13 protein-coding genes are annotated in these 18,780 nt (G+C 33.3%); 8 read left to right on the forward strand and 5 right to left on the reverse strand.

All coding sequences use genetic code 11. The features are described 5' to 3' along the window. Positions 1 to 4: 4 nt before the first annotated feature. Entirely contained in the window at positions 5 to 1,024 is a 1,020-nt protein-coding gene (locus BUE10_RS04870; RefSeq protein WP_073482789.1) for a restriction endonuclease subunit S, read from the forward strand. Positions 1,025 to 1,094: 70 nt separating this feature from the next. Continuing rightward, entirely contained in the window at positions 1,095 to 1,595 is a 501-nt protein-coding gene (locus BUE10_RS04875) for a HEPN family nuclease (protein ID WP_073482791.1), read from the forward strand. A gap of 155 nt (positions 1,596 to 1,750) precedes the next feature. On the opposite strand, the gene BUE10_RS04880 is transcribed toward BUE10_RS04875, so the two are convergent. Continuing rightward, entirely contained in the window at positions 1,751 to 5,191 is a 3,441-nt protein-coding gene (locus BUE10_RS04880; protein ID WP_073482793.1) for a methylmalonyl-CoA mutase family protein, read from the reverse strand. A 294-nt stretch (positions 5,192 to 5,485) separates the two neighbouring features. Here BUE10_RS04880 and BUE10_RS04885 point away from each other — a divergent pair, with 294 nt between their 5' ends. The 6 genes from BUE10_RS04885 (at position 5,486) to purU (ending at position 11,218) form a co-directional block, all read left to right on the forward strand. After that, positions 5,486 to 7,093, forward strand: coding sequence for a L,D-transpeptidase family protein (locus tag BUE10_RS04885; protein ID WP_073483059.1), 1,608 nt, complete (start codon positions 5,486 to 5,488; stop codon positions 7,091 to 7,093). Between the two features lie 185 nt (positions 7,094 to 7,278). Beyond that, the gene (locus tag BUE10_RS04890; protein WP_073483061.1) at positions 7,279 to 7,620 is read left to right on the forward strand and encodes a hypothetical protein; all 342 of its coding nucleotides are present in this window, start codon (positions 7,279 to 7,281) and stop codon (positions 7,618 to 7,620) included. 348 nt (positions 7,621 to 7,968) lie between these two features. Beyond that, the gene (locus tag BUE10_RS04895; protein ID WP_073482795.1) at positions 7,969 to 8,838 is read left to right on the forward strand and encodes a hypothetical protein; all 870 of its coding nucleotides are present in this window, start codon (positions 7,969 to 7,971) and stop codon (positions 8,836 to 8,838) included. Between the two features lie 116 nt (positions 8,839 to 8,954). Next, positions 8,955 to 9,371, forward strand: coding sequence for a cytochrome c oxidase assembly factor Coa1 family protein (locus BUE10_RS04900; RefSeq protein WP_073482796.1), 417 nt, complete (start codon positions 8,955 to 8,957; stop codon positions 9,369 to 9,371). A gap of 168 nt (positions 9,372 to 9,539) precedes the next feature. After that, a complete protein-coding gene (locus BUE10_RS04905) occupies positions 9,540 to 10,259 on the forward strand; it encodes a DUF4197 domain-containing protein (protein WP_073482798.1) in 720 nt (239 codons plus the stop codon). A 104-nt stretch (positions 10,260 to 10,363) separates the two neighbouring features. Next, the gene (gene purU / locus BUE10_RS04910) at positions 10,364 to 11,218 is read left to right on the forward strand and encodes a formyltetrahydrofolate deformylase (RefSeq protein ID WP_073482799.1); all 855 of its coding nucleotides are present in this window, start codon (positions 10,364 to 10,366) and stop codon (positions 11,216 to 11,218) included. A gap of 230 nt (positions 11,219 to 11,448) precedes the next feature. Here the strand turns inward: purU and katG are convergent, their stop codons facing one another. The 4 genes from katG to BUE10_RS04930 form a co-directional block, all read right to left on the reverse strand. Beyond that, positions 11,449 to 13,641, reverse strand: coding sequence for a catalase/peroxidase HPI (gene katG, locus BUE10_RS04915; RefSeq protein ID WP_073482801.1), 2,193 nt, complete (start codon positions 13,639 to 13,641; stop codon positions 11,449 to 11,451). An 869-nt stretch (positions 13,642 to 14,510) separates the two neighbouring features. Then, entirely contained in the window at positions 14,511 to 15,311 is an 801-nt protein-coding gene (locus BUE10_RS04920; protein ID WP_073482803.1) for an ABC transporter substrate-binding protein, read from the reverse strand. Between the two features lie 323 nt (positions 15,312 to 15,634). Further along, positions 15,635 to 16,462 carry an orotidine-5'-phosphate decarboxylase gene (gene pyrF, locus BUE10_RS04925; protein ID WP_073482805.1) on the reverse strand — a complete coding sequence of 276 codons (828 nt, stop codon included), beginning with the start codon at positions 16,460 to 16,462 and terminating at the stop codon, positions 15,635 to 15,637. A gap of 109 nt (positions 16,463 to 16,571) precedes the next feature. Then, positions 16,572 to 18,755, reverse strand: a complete 2,184-nt coding sequence (locus BUE10_RS04930; protein ID WP_073482807.1) for a DUF5723 family protein — start codon at positions 18,753 to 18,755, stop codon at positions 16,572 to 16,574. Positions 18,756 to 18,780: the final 25 nt, after the last annotated feature.

Genomic DNA, 18,780 nt, shown 5'->3' on the forward strand with positions numbered 1-18,780 from the left:
AATAATGGATTTAAATAATATTTTATGGGAAGAATACGTCTTTGAAGACGTTTTTAAAATCTATTCGACTAAAAGTGGAATTGATAAAAATAAACTTATTTTAAAAAAAGGGAACATACCATATGTAACTAGAACCGAAAAAAATAATGCAATTGATTTTTTTATTTGTGAGCAAGACGAACAATATGAAAAGGATAAAAAAAATGTAATAACAATTGGTTTAGATACACAAACTGTTTTTTATCAAAAACACGAGTTTTACACTGGCCAAAATATTCAAATTTTAGAAAACGATAATCTAAATTTTAATAATTCCCAATTTTTAATTCCACTAATAAAAAAACAAATGGAAAAGTTCAGTTGGGGCGGTAATGGTGCAACATTAACGAGACTAAAAAGAACTAGAATTATTCTACCTTCCAAAAATAGCAAACCAGATTTTTTGTTTATGGAGCAATTTATACAACAAAAAGAGAAAGAAAAATTAGACAAATTTTTAGATTATATTACCAAAAAAATTAACGAAGTAAAAGACTATAAAGAAGTAAAACTTATTGAAAAAAAAGATTGGGTCGAATATAAATTAAGTGATTTATTTCATTTTGAAAAAGGTAATCAAAATAACATGACGGCCTTAAAAAATGGAAAAATTCCTTTAGTATCAGCCAAAAATGGTGATAATGGTTTAAAAAACTTTGTTTCTAAAAATAACAAAAAAATATTTTATCATAATTGCTTAACACTTAATAATGATGGCGATGGTGGTGCTGGTATAGCATATTATCAGCCTTATGATTTTTTATTAGATAGTCACGTAACCGCATTAACCCCAAAAATGAAGTTAAATAGATTTGTATTACTCTTTATTTCAAGATGCATTACTTCACAAAGAAATAAATTTGGTCACGGTTATTCTTTAACAAACAATAGAATAACAGCATTTAAAATGATGCTTCCCATCAACTCAAAAAAAGAACCAGATTATGAATATATGGAAAATTACATAAAAAAAGATCGAATTTGAAAAATTAAGCAAATACATGAAAAGGATAAAAAGTAAACTATAAGATACAATCTATTAATAAATTATTTATATGGGAATACAATTAGGTCAGTATGATAGAGAATTAATAAAAAGAACTATTGAATTAAATAAAAAATATAAAGGAATTTACAATATAACATTATTAATGAATTCACTTTTAAGCTTAATTGTTTTACCAAATGAAAAAAGAAGCTTTAGAAATATTCAATTTCTGAAAAGTAGCATATATAGTATTCCCGAAATTCAAAATATAATATCTCAAGCCGGTTTTATTTTTGATTCAGGTTTTTACAAACAAACTATCAACGGAGTTAAAACCAATACCCAAAATCCTAGAGATTTAGAGAATTTACTTAGGAGAATTCGAAATGGAATTTCTCACCAAAGAATAGAACCAATAAGTGACATAAACAATAAGTGGATAGGAGTAATTATACAAGATTATTCATCTAATAATGTATGTGGGCTAAATGTTCATTTCACAATAAGTGAGTTGAAGAGTTTTGCTTTATTTATAGGTAATTCATACCTAAACGAATTACCGGAATAATACTTTTCCAATTAATTCCACACATCAAATTGTAGTCAACTAACTACTTATATTGTTGGGTAATTTAAAACACCCATTTTTTGCATTTCAATTTCAAAAAAACAAAAAAACCTCTCAAAAATCTGAGAGGTTTTTCCATATCATTAAAAAATTATTTACATATTCCTTCTATACTGCCCACCCACTTCAAACAACGCCGAAGTAATCTGACCCAAAGAACAAACCTTAGTAGCTTCCATTAAATGATCGAATAAATTTTCGTTTTTAATAGCCGCTTGCTGTAAATTATTTAAATGTTCATTAACTTTTGCTTCGTGAAATTGATGTAAGTTATCCAGCATCGTAATTTGATATTGTTTTTCTTCTTCGGTTGCACGAATAACCTCAGCTGGAATTACCGTTGGTGAACCTTTTGAACTCAGGAAAGTATTTACTCCCACAATTGGGAAATCGCCGTTGTGTTTCAAAGTTTCGTAATACAAACTTTCTTCCTGAATTTTAGATCTTTGGTACATTGTTTCCATTGCGCCAAGAACTCCGCCACGTTCTGTAATTCTGTCAAATTCCTGTAAAACTGCAGCTTCCACTAAATCAGTCAATTCTTCGATAATGAACGAACCTTGAATTGGGTTTTCATTTTTCGCCAAGCCTAATTCTTTATTAATAATCAACTGAATTGCCATTGCACGACGCACAGATTCTTCTGTTGGCGTTGTAATCGCTTCATCGTAAGCGTTTGTGTGCAGTGAATTACAGTTATCATAAATGGCGTATAAAGCTTGTAAAGTCGTTCTAATATCGTTGAAATCAATTTCCTGCGCATGCAATGAACGTCCCGAAGTTTGAATATGATATTTCAGCATTTGCGCTCTTTCGTTGGCTCCGTATTTGTTTTTCATGGCTTTTGCCCAAATTTTACGTGCCACACGACCAATAACCGAATATTCTGGATCAACTCCGTTTGAGAAGAAGAATGATAAATTTGGTCCAAAATCGTTGATGTTCATTCCGCGGCTCAAATAATATTCCACGTAAGTAAAACCATTTGAAAGCGTAAAAGCCAATTGCGTAATTGGGTTTGCTCCCGCCTCGGCAATATGATATCCTGAAATCGAAACCGAATAGAAATTTCGAACGTTTTTAGTAATAAAATATTCCTGAACGTCGCCCATTAATCGTAAAGCAAATTCGGTTGAGAAAATACAAGTATTCTGTGCTTGATCTTCTTTTAAAATATCGGCCTGAACCGTTCCACGAACTTGTGATAACGTTTTGACTTTTATTTCATTATAAACATCTAAAGGTAAAACCTGATCTCCAGTAACGCCTAAAAGCATTAATCCTAAACCATTGTTTCCTTCTGGTAAATCGCCTTGGTATTTTGGTCTTTCAATACCTTTTCCAGCATATATTTTGGTGATTTTTGCCTCAACTTCTTTTTCTAATTCATTGGCTTTAATGTACAATTCGCATTGCTGATCGATTGCCGCATTCATAAAAAAGCCTAAAAGCATTGGTGCAGGCCCATTGATCGTCATACTTACAGATGTTAAAGCATGAACCAAATCGAAACCTGAATAGAGTTTTTTAGCATCATCTAAACAACAAATAGAAACTCCCGCATTTCCAATTTTTCCGTAAATATCCGGACGTAAATCTGGATCGTTTCCGTATAAAGTAACGCTGTCAAAAGCAGTCGAAAGTCGTTTTGCAGGCAATCCCGCACTTACATAATGAAAACGTTTATTTGTTCTTTCTGGTCCGCCCTCGCCCGCAAACATTCTCGACGGATCTTCGCCTTCGCGTTTAAACGGATATAATCCCGAAGCAAAAGGAAATTCGCCAGGAACATTTTCTTGTAAATTCCAACGCAAAATATCGCCCCAGCCTTCATATTTAGGCAAAGCAATTTTTGGGATTTGTAAATGCGATAAACTTTCAGAATGCGTTGCAATCTTGATTTCTTTATCACGAACTTTAAACGAGTAAATCGGATTTTTATATTTGGCTACTTTTTCATCCCAATTCAGGATAATTTCCCAATTGTACGGATCTAAATCCATTTTTACTTTATCAAACTGATTCAATAAAAGATTTAAAAAGATTCTGTTTTCATCATGTGGCTGACCTGCGCTTGGTAAAACAGTCGAATCATCGATTCCTGCTTTATTAATTTGTGGCACTTTTCCAGAAACCGATTCTATGGTTTTGAAAATTCCGTATAATTTCTGCGCTACTTTTTGCTGCGAAAGTGCGATTTCATCATAAGATCTGTTATTCTCTGCAATTTCAGATAAATAACGCGTTCTGTGTGGCGGAATCACAAAGATTTTCTCGCTCATTTCTTTAGTGATTTCAAAGGTCGATTTCAAATCTGAAGCCGTTTTTTCAACCACTTTATCCATAATCGCTTTGTAAAGCGTGTTCATTCCCGGATCGTTAAACTGCGAAGCAATTGTTCCGAAAACTGGCATTTCATCAGGATTTTTATCCCAAAGATTATGGTTTCTTTGATATTGTTTTTTTACATCGCGCAAAGCGTCTAAAGCTCCGCGTTTATCAAATTTATTTAAAGCTACTAAATCGGCAAAATCAAGCATGTCGATTTTTTCCAATTGTGTTGCGGCTCCAAATTCCGGCGTCATTACATATAAGGATACATCAGAATGATCCATAATCTCAGTATCAGACTGACCAATTCCTGAAGTTTCCAGGATAATCAAATCATATTTTGCGGCTTTTAAAACCTGAATTGCTTCGGCTACATATTTAGATAAAGCCAAATTCGACTGACGTGTCGCCAGCGAACGCATATATACACGAGGATTATTTATGGCATTCATACGGATTCTGTCTCCTAAAAGCGCTCCTCCGGTTTTTCTCTTAGAAGGATCGACAGAAATTAATCCGATTGTTTTTTCAGGAAAATCAATTAAAAAACGACGAACCAATTCATCAACCAAAGATGATTTTCCGGCGCCGCCCGTTCCTGTAATTCCCAAAACCGGAATTATAGAATTGGTATTGCTTTCGTGAATTTTATCAAAAACTGGTTTTGCAATTTCAGGGAAATTCTCGGCTGCCGAAATTAAACGTGCAATCGCCGTAGGAACTTTATTTTCGATATGATCGATTTCTCCGTTTAATTTATCTCCAATAGGAAAATCAGCCTGCTGTACCAAATCATTAATCATTCCCTGAAGCCCTAACGAGCGGCCGTCATCTGGCGCATAAATTCGGGTAATTCCATATTCATGCAATTCTGAAATTTCGCTTGGCAGAATCACTCCGCCGCCGCCGCCAAAAATTTTAATGTGTCCCGCTCCTTTTTCATGAAGCAAGTCATACATATATTTAAAGTATTCGTTGTGCCCGCCTTGGTAAGATGTCATCGCAATGGCATTAGCATCTTCCTGAATGGCTGTATTAACCACTTCCTCTACACTTCTGTCATGTCCAAGGTGAATTACCTCAACTCCAGTTGACTGAATAATACGACGCATGATGTTAATTGCTGCATCATGGCCGTCAAAAAGCGACGCAGCGGTTACAATTCTTACTTTATTTTTAGGAATATATGGTATTTGTTGTTCCATTTTATGAATATGATAATTTTATGGACGCAATTTACAAAATATTTTAATATTTGTTTATGATCAAACCTTTATGTTTTTAAAAAATATATCGATTTCGTTAATAACTAGGGTAACAAATTTTCTAACCAGCTGATTTATACTATATAAACCTACAACATGGCAATCTTGCAAAATCTAAATGTAATAAAGCAACTCATTATCAATAACCTAAAGTAATTTAGCAGTGTAGAAAAGGCCCCAAATTTTTACCCAGAACTTTCGAATCTAAGTAGTAACGTAAAAATTGAAATGAAAATGAAAACGACATATCCACTAAGCATAATTTTAGCTCTTAGTTTCACTATTTTATCTTTCGGAAAGCATAATAATAGTACTACCAGAGAAAACATAAGTTTAAATAAATCTTATCTAAATAACAATTCAGATACAAAAGTTGACAGTGAAGTATTGACTGATTTCTTTAAAAGGTATTCTGATTTAAAAAAATATCAAAACGAGGTTACCTCATTGTACAAAACAAGGTCTTACGGACCAATTTGGTTTGAAGATGACAAAATCAACGAGTTTGGAAAAACCTTATATGATAAATTGAATGATACTTATGAGGAAGGTTTAATTTTTGAACTTCCTTATAAATATGAAATTGATCAAATTTTCAAAAAAAGATCAAATGATAAACCATCAAAAGCAGATTCCGATATGCTTTTGACAGCAGCATACATCATATATATGAACCGTGTGTATGTTGGTTTAGATGCCGAAACTGCTAAAAAAACAGGATGGCTCCTTCCAAAAAAAGAAATATCTTATGATACTTTGTTAGATTCTTTAATGACTCAACCTACATTATTAGAGAAAAATGACGAGCTTCTTTTTAGCCAATACTATAAATTGCAGGATGCACTTAAAAAATACAGAGAAATAGAAAAATCTGGTGTTTGGAAACCTATCGTTGCCGAATCTCCTTATAAAGATTTACGACCTGATGCCAATACACCAACAATTGGACAAGTTAGAACGAGATTATTTATTTTGGGCGATTTAGATCATGATTCTAAAAGTAATTTTTATGATCGTGAATTAATGGATGGTGTAATGAAATATAAACTTAGAAATGGTTTTAAACCAAATTACATTCTGTCTGAAGATCATATTAAAGAAATGAACATTCCGTTGAAAGACAAGATTAATACCTTGATGGTGAACATGGAAAGATGTCGTTGGATTTCTCCAAAAATTCTAAAAGACAAAGAATATATTATTGTAAATATTCCTTCTTTTGAATTAGTGTATGTAAAAAACGGAAAACCGGAACTTACTTCTAAAGTTTTTGTGGGATCTGCCGTGACTAAAACAACTATATTTAATGGGAATATTGACAAAATTGTTTTCAGCCCATATTGGACAGTTCCTCAAAGTATTGTCGAAAACGAATTGAAAATGAAAATAGCTGCCGATCCTAATTACTTGACAGAAAAAAATATGGAAATAGTTAATGGTCAGGTAAGACAAAAACCGGGTCCAAACAACTCTCTTGGATTAGTGAAATTTATTTTCCCAAATCCTGAAGATATTTACATGCACGATACTCCTGCAAAATCATTATTTGATTTTGAAAGAAGAACTTTTAGCCACGGTTGTATTAATGTAAACAAAGCCAAAGAATTAGCTATTGCCATGCTTAAAGATTATCCAGAATGGACAACAGAAAAAATCAATACAGCAATGGAAGGGAAAACTGAAACTACTTTTAAACTGCCAAATAAAGTGCCTATTTACATTACTTATTTTACTTCATGGGTACATGATTCTGGAGAAATTAGTTTTTATCAGGATGTTTATGAAAAAGATACAGAGTTAAATAATTTCTTATTTCCGGTTGATGGCGTAGCTTCAAACTAAATATTATAATAAATCATAAATAAAATAAAATCGGGAATTCAATCAAATGAATTCTCGATTTTTCTTTTTTTAAAATTAACCTAACTTATTAATATTAAAACTTCTAAGTCTAAAAATATTTTGATTTCCGTCGCAACTTTGCAGTGTAATACTACCACTAATATTAATTGCAAAATCAATTTATCATGAAAACAGAGAATATCGATGGATTAACACTTTTTGAAATAAATTTATTAATTCAACAAGGAGCAAGATTTGTAATGTTTCCTAATATGATGACTAAATTTAAAAGTTATACGATTTATTTTGTTCGCCCTGAAGAAAAAACTTTTAAATATGCCATAAAACACTTTTTAAAAAATATAGCAAATTGCTGGCATACAATACCTTTTAGACCACTTTATCTTTCTAAATCTTTATTTTATTTAGCTATTGGCGGTCAAAACTACACTCATGCAGTACTGGCAGATTTAAAAACCATAAATCCTGTCTACAACCCAAACCTATACTGCTTACAATACGTTTAAACTGCCTTTTTTGTCCCTAAAAATCTTAGTTATAAATATGTTTCGGTAAACCAAAAGCTATCCAAACAATCAGGCAATCCCTACTCTGCTCGAATAAAATGTTTTTTTAGTAATTTGTTTATCTCAAACAATGAATTAAATCATCTTATAAATTTTATAAGATGATTTTTTGTTATTAAGACCTAGGTAAATTTCCTGATTTTTCTATATCTATAAACTAATATATACATGTTATTTGAAGTAAAACCTATTTTTTTTTGTCTTAAAATACTACTTTAAAATCATTTTGAGGCTTATATGCTAATAGATTAAATAGAGATTTGCAGATTCCAATTCATCCATTTACAAATGAAAAAATACGTTTTAATTTTTAGTCTTACTATAGCAACTTTACTTATTTCATGCAATAAATTTACAACAGAAGATGGGATTATATCTGATGGAATCAGCAATCCAAAACCACCAAAAGCTATAGGGCCTCCGCGTATATTATTTATAGGAAATAGCCAAATTGAATATTTTGTAAGTGCTCCTACTCTGTTTCAGGAATTATGTAATTGCAATAATAAACATATAAATGTACAGCAATTGGTAACGATGGGAGTTTCACTTGATAAAGTTTATTATACTAATAAAACAGAAGCTAATCAAATTTTTTCTAATAGAGATAAGGATGGAAATTATTATGATTTTGTTGTGCTTCAGGAAGCGACGCCAATTGCATTAACAGATCTTGAAAAATATAGATCAAATTTAAAATTAATTGTAGAAAAAATACATAAAAACAGCCCGGATGTTGCCATATATGTCTATCAAAATATGTCTCCATTACCATATACAAATCCAGAATATAATGATTATTATAAAGAATTACAAAAGAATGCTATTTTAGCCGCCGCTTTTATTAAAAATGCAGGTTTATTGAGGATTGGTGATGCTGTTAAAGATGCATATGACGGTAAAAGCGGTTATAAATATTTAAGTGATAATAAAGATAATCTTCGTTATGGTAAAAATATACTTCACTTTACAAACGATGGCGGTTTTTTACAGGCAGTTTTACTATACTCAGCTATATTTGACAAAACACCAATTATTCCTAAAAAACTTATTTTAAGCACAGGAACTGGAGATAAAGACAATATGAGAAAACAAGAAGTGAATAAAGTAATCAGTAATCCAAAGGCTTTAGAAGAAATAGCTTTTAATAATCGTTAAACTTTAAAAACAAAAAATCATCTTATAGTTTATAAGGTGATTTTTTTATTTTGTTTCATCTGAAAATTAATATCTTTCAGAAAATTAACCTAACCAACAAATTAACCTTTATTATTATGAATGATGATTTTCAACCTCAAAAAAATTGGTGGGACAGAAACTGGAAATGGTTTGTACCAACAGGATGTTTAAGCCTTTTAGTGCTTTTTGCTTTATTTATTGGCGGAATATTTTTTGGAGTAACATCGATGATGAAAGATTCTGATGCTTTTAAAGAATCGATGACAGCCGTACAGCACAATAAAGTTGTAATCGAAAAATTAGGAAATCCAATTGAAACCGACGGAATGATATCTGGAAGTATAAGTACAAACAACAATACCGGAAATTGCGATTTACAAATTCCGATAAAAGGCCCTAAAGGAAAAGCGACTCTATTTGTTGTTGCCACAAAAAGAGGTGAATGGAAATACGATCAAATGTCTGTTTATATTGAGAAAACAAAAGAAGAGATTGATTTATTGAAGAAATAGATTTTTTTTTTAAGTTTCTAAGATGCTGAGTTTTTTAACTATTTGATTTTATATTAAATTAAAATATTACGAATGTTAATAATAAAACAAAATGTTACGTGTCGTTAAATAAATTGTGGCTTTATTTTTGAATATGTAGTATTTTTGAACCTTATAAAACCCCAATAAATGAAAAAGATTTTTTTATTAGCCATTACATTTTCTCTAACGTCATGTGCGCAGGTACAGCAGACTTTAAATCAATTACCGCAAATATCTTCTCAAATTCCGGGAGTTGGCGGTGTTGATATCGCTTCTGGACTAAAAGAAGCCCTTAACAAAGGAATTACGCAGCAAGTAAGTAAATTAACCGCTGTAGATGGTTTTTATAAAAATGAAGCCGTAAAAATTTTAATGCCGGAAGAATTACAAAAAGTAGATGCTACATTGCGTAAAATTGGTCTTAGTTCACTGGCCGATGAAGGAATTAAAGTTTTAAACCGCGCAGCCGAAGATGCTGTAAAAGAAGCAACACCTATATTTGTTTCGGCAGTTAAAAATATGTCTTTTACAGATGCTAAAAATATTCTGTTAGGAAATGACAGTGCAGCAACTAGTTATTTACAAGGAACTACAACAACAGCTTTATACGGAAAATTTAATCCGGTAATTAAAAGTTCTTTTGCAAAAGTGGGTGCCGATGTTGTCTGGACAAAAATTATCAACAAATACAACACTATTCCGTTAGTGAAAAAAGTAAATCCTGATTTGACTGATTATACAACAAATCAAGCACTAGCAGGAGTTTTTAAAATGATTGCTGTAGAAGAAAAAGATATCCGTAATAATATCAGTGCAAGAACAACGCCTTTATTAAAAAGCGTTTTTGCAATGCAGGACGGAAAATAGTTTTTTCTAAAGGTTCAAAGGCTCAGAGTTACAAAGATACAAAGCAGCCTTTGTCACTTTGAACCTTTGCAGCTTTGTCACTAACCAAAAACCAAAAAAACGAAATGCAAAAAATAACCATTCTGATTCATTGCAAAGACCAAAAAAACATCATTGCATCAGTAACTACTTTTATTGCAAAAGTAGAAGGAAATATTACCTACATCGACCAGCATGTTGATGTGGAGCAAAATGTATTTTTTATGCGATTGGAATGTGAATTTACCAATCCTAAAATTACCATTGAATCCTTAAAGGAAGAATTTAATAAAACTCTTGCGGTCGATTTTCATATGTCATGGGATTTGTACAATCAGGAGCAGAAACCAAAAATGGCTTTGTTTGTCTCTAAATATGATCATTGTTTATTTGATATTTTAGGCCGATACAGCGCAGAAGAATTAAATGTTGAAATTCCGGTTATTATAAGCAATCATAACGATTTACGATCTGTTGCAGAACGTTTTGATATTCCGTTTCACTGTGTTCCTTTTACGAAAGACAACAAGGAAGAAGGCGAAGCAAAACAAATTGAGCTTTTAAAAAGATATGATATTGATTTTATTGTTTTAGCGCGCTATATGCAGATTATTACACCAAAATTAATTTCGCTTTACGAAAATAGGATTATCAATATCCACCATTCCTTTTTACCGGCATTTCCGGGTGCAAAACCCTATCATTCGGCATTTAAACGCGGAGTAAAAATTATTGGTGCAACAAGTCATTATGTTACAGAAGAATTAGATGAAGGGCCAATTATCGAACAGGATATTGCCAGAGTTTCTCATATTCATTCGGTGGAAGATTTTATTATGAAAGGCCGTGACTTAGAACGTATTGTTTTGGCTAGGGCTATTAAATTACATTCTGAACGTAAAACAATGGTTTACAGTAATAAGACGGTTGTGTTTTCTTAAGATGCTGAGATTCTAAGTTTTTTTCGCAAAGGTTTTATGTGTAGATTTTGCCCTCAGATTTAACGGATTAAACTGGTTTTCTTTGAACCTTTGTAACTCGTAACTCTGAACCTTTGAACTTAAAAAAATAAACAAACCCGACAGGTATTTAAAATCTGTCGGGTTTGATTTTTATATAAAGTAAGAAAGCTTTGAACCTTTGTTACTCTGGATCTTTGAACCTTTTAAAACTATTTAAGTAAATCGAATCGATCCAGATTCATTACTTTGGTCCATGCTGCGACGAAATCTTTTACAAATTTTTCTTTGGCATCGTTACAGCCATAAACCTCAGCTATAGCACGAAGTTCAGAATTAGAACCAAATATAAGATCTGCACGGGTTGCTGTCCATTTTATTTCTCCTGTTGCACGATTACGTCCTTCAAAAATTTCTCCGGTTTCGTTAATCGCTTTCCAGGTAGTACCCAAATCTAATAAGTTAATAAAGAAATCATTATTTAATGTTCCTGCATTTGCGGTAAGCACACCATGTTTAGAACCATCGTAATTGGCATTCAATACTCTTAAACCTCCAACCAAGACCGTCATTTCAGGTACTGTAAGGCTTAATAATTGCGCTTTGTCTATCAAAAGTTCTTCTGTTATTGCACTCGTTTTAGCACTTTTATAGTTTCTGAATCCATCTGCTTTTGGCTCTAATGCCTCAAACGAATGCACATCTGTCTGCTCTAAAACTGCATCTCCTCTTCCCTGTGTAAAAGGAACCCCAATATTTAATCCAGCATTTGATGCCGCTTTTTCGATCGCCACTGATCCTCCTAAAACAATTAAATCTGCTATAGAAACTATTTTTCCTGAATTAGCAAATTCATTTTGTATCACTTCTAAAGTTGTTAATACATTTTTTAATTGATTTGAAGAATTGACTTCCCAGCTGATTTGAGGTTCAAAACGAATACGGGCCCCATTTGCTCCTCCGCGTTTATCAGAACCACGGAATGTAGAAGCTGATGCCCAGGCCGTATGCACTAATTGCGAGATCGAAAGACCACTTGAACGGATTTTCTCTTTCAAAACAGCAATATCATTATGGTTTAATTCATTTTTAGCAGCAGGAATCGGATCTTGCCAGATCAACACTTCACTTGGAACTTCAGGCCCTAAGTAACGTGTAATCGGTCCCATATCTCTGTGAGTCAGTTTGTACCATGCTCTGGCAAAAGCATCAGCAAATTTGTCAAAATTTTGCATGTAGTCTCTTGAAATTGGTTCATAAATAGGATCCATTTTCATTGCCATATCCGCCGTTGTCATTATAGGAGCGTGTCTTTTCGTCGGATCATGTGCATCTTCTACGGTAGTAGCAGCACTTTCGTCGGTTGGAGTCCATTGATGTGCTCCTGCAGGACTCTTAGTCAATTTCCAATCGTATTTAAATAATGTTTGAAAATAGCCATTATCCCAGGTTGTAGGATTTGGTTTCCACGCACCTTCAATACCACTTGTAATAGCGTCTCCACCTACTCCGGTACCAAAACTATTTTTCCATCCTAATCCCATTTGTTCAATGCTTGCGCCTTCTGGTTCTGCTCCTACTAAGGCTGCATCTCCAGCTCCATGCGCCTTCCCAAAAGTATGACCGCCTGCTGTCAAAGCTACAGTTTCTTCATCATTCATGGCCATACGGGCAAAAGTTTCTCTAATATCTCTACCAGATCCTAATGGATCAGGATTTCCGTTTGGCCCTTCGGGATTTACATAAATTAATCCCATTTGCACGGCCGCCAGCGGATTATCAAGTTCGCGCTCTCCTTTGTATCTTGTATCACCCAGCCATGTTGTTTCATTACCCCAATTAATATCTTGTTCCGGCTCCCAAACATCTTCTCTACCACCTGCAAATCCAAAAGTTTTGAATCCCATAGATTCTAAAGCACAGTTACCTGCTAAGATCATCAAATCAGCCCACGAAATTTTATTTCCATACTTTTGCTTAATTGGCCAAAGTAAAAAACGTGCTTTATCTAAATTACCATTATCCGGCCAGCTGTTAAGAGGTGCAAAACGCTGACTGCCTGAACTCGCGCCTCCACGACCATCAGATATACGGTAAGTTCCCGCACTGTGCCATGCCATACGAATAAACAAAGGACCATAATGACCATAATCTGCCGGCCACCAATCCTGAGAGTTTTTCATTAAATCAAAAAGATCTTTTTTGACTTCATTTAAGTCTAAAGTCTTAAACGCGGCAGCATAATTAAAACCTTTTTCCATAGGATCTGACAAACTAGAATTTTGGCGCAATATGTTTAAGTTTAAACGGTTTGGCCACCAATCTTTATTAGATGTTCCTGTACCAGCAGTTTCTTTCATTTGTCCGTTGTGAAAAGGACATTTACTTTCGTTTGAATCACTCATTTCTTTTGTTTTTTATTATTAAAGTTAACTATTTTTCTATCAGATGCTAATTTTTTAAGAAATCACATATCACTGATTTTTAACACTTTATCAAATATACGAACTTATCTTTACGATATTAATAAACAAAATTGATTGTTATTATATTTTAATAGTTAAAAATTATTTAACGTTACAGAAAGCTCAAAAACGCGTTTTGACAAATCTTAACTTATGGTCAACAAAGTAATAACAAAACCTTAACAGCTTAAGATTGATATATGTCGGACATTTGTAATGTAATAAACTGGTTATTTATTATTTTGGTTTTGGTTAGTTAAATGATGCCGGCGTCTTCGAGATGCCGGCATTCTTTTTTTTGTATTAATTTGGTTTCAGGTTTCAAGTTTTCTTTGTTTCAGGCTGCTTCGCTTTGAGCATAATTTTTTACCGCAAAGAGCGCAAAAGTTTTTCGCAAAGTACACAAAGTTATATACCTAAATCTTTAACATTAACTTATATCCAACAAAGTAATAACAAGACCTTAACAGCTTAAGATTGATATATGTCGGACATTTGTAATGTAATAAACTGGTTATTTATTATTTTGGTTTTGGTTAGTTAAATAATGCCGGCATCTCAAGACGCCGGCATTATTTTTTATGCTAACTTGGTTTATTTTGTTTCAGGTTTCAGGTTTCAGGTTGCTTTACTTTGAACATAATTTTTAACGCAAAGAACGCTAAGGTTTTTTATTTGTGAGTGTTTTATACAAACGCAAAGTTCGCAGAGCTTTGTGTAAAAAACTTTGCGAACTTTGCGTAAAACTTAGCGCTCTTTGCGGTTAAGCTTCCAAGAACTTGAAACCTGAAACTTGAAACAAAAGAAAACTAATTTCTAAGTCTTTCGTGCAGTAATTTAAAATAAGAGAAAGCCTTTAATAGTCGGCTGCCGTGCCAGGAGAACATTTCGCCGTCGACGAAAATGGTTTTGGCGTGATGTGTGAACCTTCCTATTTCGAATGCATCTTCTTCTTTAAAAGGATACGGTTCTGAAGAGAGAAAAACGATATCCGGATCGCCTTCTAAACGCATTTTTTTAAGTTCGATTTCAGGATAACGCCCTTTATCTTCGTAAATGTTTTTAAAATGATTCAGTTTTAGTAACTCATTTATATAAGTATCTTTTCCGGCAACCATATAAGGATTTTTCCAAATAAAATAAGCTGCTTTCTTTACTTCAATATCCTGAATGTATTTTTTGAAATCGCTCAAGGCGAAAGTCAATTTATCATTCCACTTTTGAGATTCGGTTCTGCAGTTGAATAATTGTCCGAAATCTGAAATCATCTGGAAATTATCTTCTATAGAAACGATATTCGTAACCCAAACCGGACAGATTTCCTGCAATTGATTTACGATTTCTTCTGTGTTTTCTTCTTTATTACAAATGATTATATCGGGTTGCAATAATTTTATTTTTTCGAAATGGATTTTCTTGGTTCCGCCAACAATCTTTTTGGTTGATTTTAAATGATAAGGATGTACACAGAACTTAGTTATCCCGATGATCTTTTCTTCCAGACCTAAATCATATAATAATTCGGTTTGAGAAGGAACCAAAGAAATAATGCGCTTTGGAGATGTCTCAAAAGAATGTAAAGTGCCAAGCTGGTCTTTTAATTGTTTCATGTTTTCTTTGTTTCAGGTTTCAGGTTGTTGGTGCGTGAATTTTAACGCAAAGTTCGCAAAGGTTTTTTCGCAAAGGTTTTTTCGCAAAGGTTACAAAGGTTTGTATATTCGTTGAATTAAAGTTTTTTTTAAGTTCACAAAGCTTTAATAAGGTAAACCTATACTCTTCTTTGAGAACTTAAAAAAAACTTTTTCAAACCTCTAGCTAATTTCTTAGTGCACTTTGCGAAAAAACCTTAGCGCTCTTTGCGTTAAAAAATTTCTTAGCGAAAAAAACTTAGCGAACTCTGCGCTAAAATTATGTTCAAAGTAAACTTGAAACTTTAAACCTGAAACTTTAAACCAATAATCTCTGCCATTTCTTTTTGAACAGATATAGCTTCTTCTCTAGCTTTTTCTGCAAAGTCAGTTCCTTTTGAGGCATAAATAATGGCTCTTGCTGAGTTTACTAATAATCCGATTTTATCGTTCATTCCGTATTTGCATACTTCAGATAAACTTCCGCCTTGAGCACCAATTCCGGGAACTAATAAAAAGCTGTCTGGAACAATTTTTCTTATGTCGGCAAAATATTCGGCTTTTGTAGCGCCAACCACATACATTAAGTTGTGACTGTTTTTCCATGTTTTAGAGGTTTCTAAAACTTGCTTGTATAATTCTTTTCCGTTTGTGTTTAAAGTCTGAAAATCGAATGCGCCTTCGTTTGAAGTTAAGGCTAACATAATGGTATGTTTATTTTCGAAAGCAAGAAAAGGCTCAACAGAATCTTTTCCCATATAAGGTGCAACGGTTACACTGTCAAAATTTAAATCTTCAAAAAAAGCTTTAGCATACATACTCGAAGTATTTCCAATATCGCCGCGTTTTGCATCGGCAATGGTAAAAATATCAGGATAATTTTCGTTGATGTAATTGATTGTTTTTTGCAGAGACATCCATCCTTTTATTCCGTATGCTTCAAAGAAAGCGGTGTTTGGTTTGTAGCCAACGGTTAAATCATGGGTTGCATCGATTATCGCTTTATTAAATTCAAAGATTGGGTCTTCTGTTTCTAATAAATGCGGTGGAATTTTAGCCAGATCAGGATCTAAGCCTACGCATAAAAATGATTTTTTTTGAAGAATTTGTTCGTGTAGTTGTTGTGTAGTCATATTGATTTTTTAGTTCTTTTTCAAAGATTTTATTCTTTTTAGAAAGTATGCAAAAATAAAAAAAGCCACTCAATTAAGAATGGCTTTTTGGTTTTATATTCAATAGCAATTATAAATTACCTAAGTAAACAATTTCTGTTCTTCTGTTTTCGGCTCTTCCTAAAGCGGTTTTATTTGTTTTTACCGGTTTTGAAGCTCCGTAACCTTTAGAAGTCAAATTAGCAGGATTTACTCCTTTTTCAATTAAAAGATCCATTACGGCTTTTGCTCTGGCTTCAGATAATTTCTGGTTTGCTTTTGGATTTCCTACATTATCGGTATGTCCGTTAATCGCAAATTTAGCATTTGGATAATTTTTTAGAATTTCTTTGATTGCGTCAAGTCTTCCGGAAGTTTCTCCCATTTTAGCACCATCTAAAGTTGCTTTTCCTGTGTTGAAAAAAATAGATTTAGCTTCCACTTTTAATTGTGCTAATGTTTCTTTAGTCACTTTAGGACAACCTTTATTATCAGCTGGTCCAGCTACAAGCGGACAATCGTCTTCTTTGTCTAAAACGCCGTCTTTATCAGCATCAAGATCCGGGCAGCCTTTATTTGCTGCTAATCCGGCAACTGTTGGGCAGGCATCATCTTTGTCTAAAACGCCGTCTCCATCTGTATCTGGCCACGGACATCCTTTATTTTCTACCGGACCTGCAACTGCCGGGCACGCATCAACATTATCTAATAAAGTATCCCCGTCAGAATCTTTCCACGGACACCCTTTATTTTCTTTTGGACCTTTTACATCTGGGCAGGCATCGTCTTTATCAAAAACTTTATCTCCATCTGTATCTGGCCATGGGCATCCATTATTTTCTTTAGGGCCGGCTACTTTTTTGCAGGCATCTTCTTTATCAATAATTCCGTCTCCATCTGTATCTTTAAATTGTTTTTCGTAAACCGGAATTTTCATCCCAATATGAAAATCTGCTCCTTTTGATTCTTTTGAAACTAAATTGCTCAAAATAGAACCAGAACCTATAAAGAAAACTCCCGTACGCAAACCTGTACCAACCTCCATTCCGCTATATTCCATATACGTTACCGGAACATAAAAACTAAACCATCTGCTTTCGTAGCGAGGCGTTAAGGTTACTCTGTCTGCAATTCCGTATGAATTTAATTTATCATCAGAAACCATGCTGATATCTCCGTTAAGGTTCAAATAGAATTTATTATACATATTCCAGTCAACATCAGCATGAATGGCTGTTGGCAGATTTGTTTTAACTCCTTTTGATGTTGAAACTTTAGTATAATGATCGTTTAAGAAATCGTATAAATTATCTGCATCATCAATCATTTGCTGGGTTACAACACCATTTACATTATACGTATCCAGTTTAGAATTTTTGTAGTTGATCGATCCAATATCTGTAACCGATAATCCGAAACGTAATTTGTATTTGTTTAAATCTCTGAAATTATTATCTGCAGGTCTTGCATTTCTTAAATCGTATTGATCGTAATCTGGTCTCCATTCGTAAACCAATCCAAAATCAAAACCAAATCCGCGTGAAGCAGAGTCAAAATCGTAATCTTCATTATTTTCCCAATCCTGGCTTCCTCCTACAGTAATTTCTCCACTTGATTGTAACATTCCCAATTGCGGATTTGTTGTGTTCTCAAAATAAGTTACACTTACATCTTTTCCCTGAACATAAGCATTAGCTCCGCCTTGTAAATATTTAGCAGTTAAACCTCCTTTTAAAAAGTGCTGGTTGTTTTGGTATAAAACCGCTGCATATGAGATTCCTAATTCTCCCCAAGCATTTGAAGATCCGTTTGGGTTTCCTAAATTGAAATTAAAATCGCTTGCTTCGTCTAAACCATCTTTTACCTGATCTACCAAGTATCCGTTGATTTTTTTGGCATTCGTAATGGATCTTGCTCTTGTAAATACTGCAATTGTGTGTTTTGGAGCAATATTAAACATAAATGACGGCCCCATAACATCAACATTTACTAATGCATTATTGGCATTTTTTGGAAACATTTTAGACTGACTGTCAAAATCGTAACCATCTTTGTAAGTATCAAAAATTTTAACGCCGTACAAATCATTTTGTGCAGATCCGCTAACAGAAAATATATTAATATCTGTTTTAAAACGGGAATCGGCTATAGAAGCCGGATTAAAAAGAACGCTTTGTACACCCGCGTAATTATCATGAAAATAACCTAAATAAGATTGTGCCTGGGCTGATACGGAAGTAATTAAAATAAATAAAAAGAGTAACTGTTTTTTCATTAATCAGGGGTTTTAGTTTTAGTTG

It is taken from the genome of Flavobacterium sp. CF108 (genome assembly GCF_900129795.1).
Lineage (GTDB): Bacteria > Bacteroidota > Bacteroidia > Flavobacteriales > Flavobacteriaceae > Flavobacterium.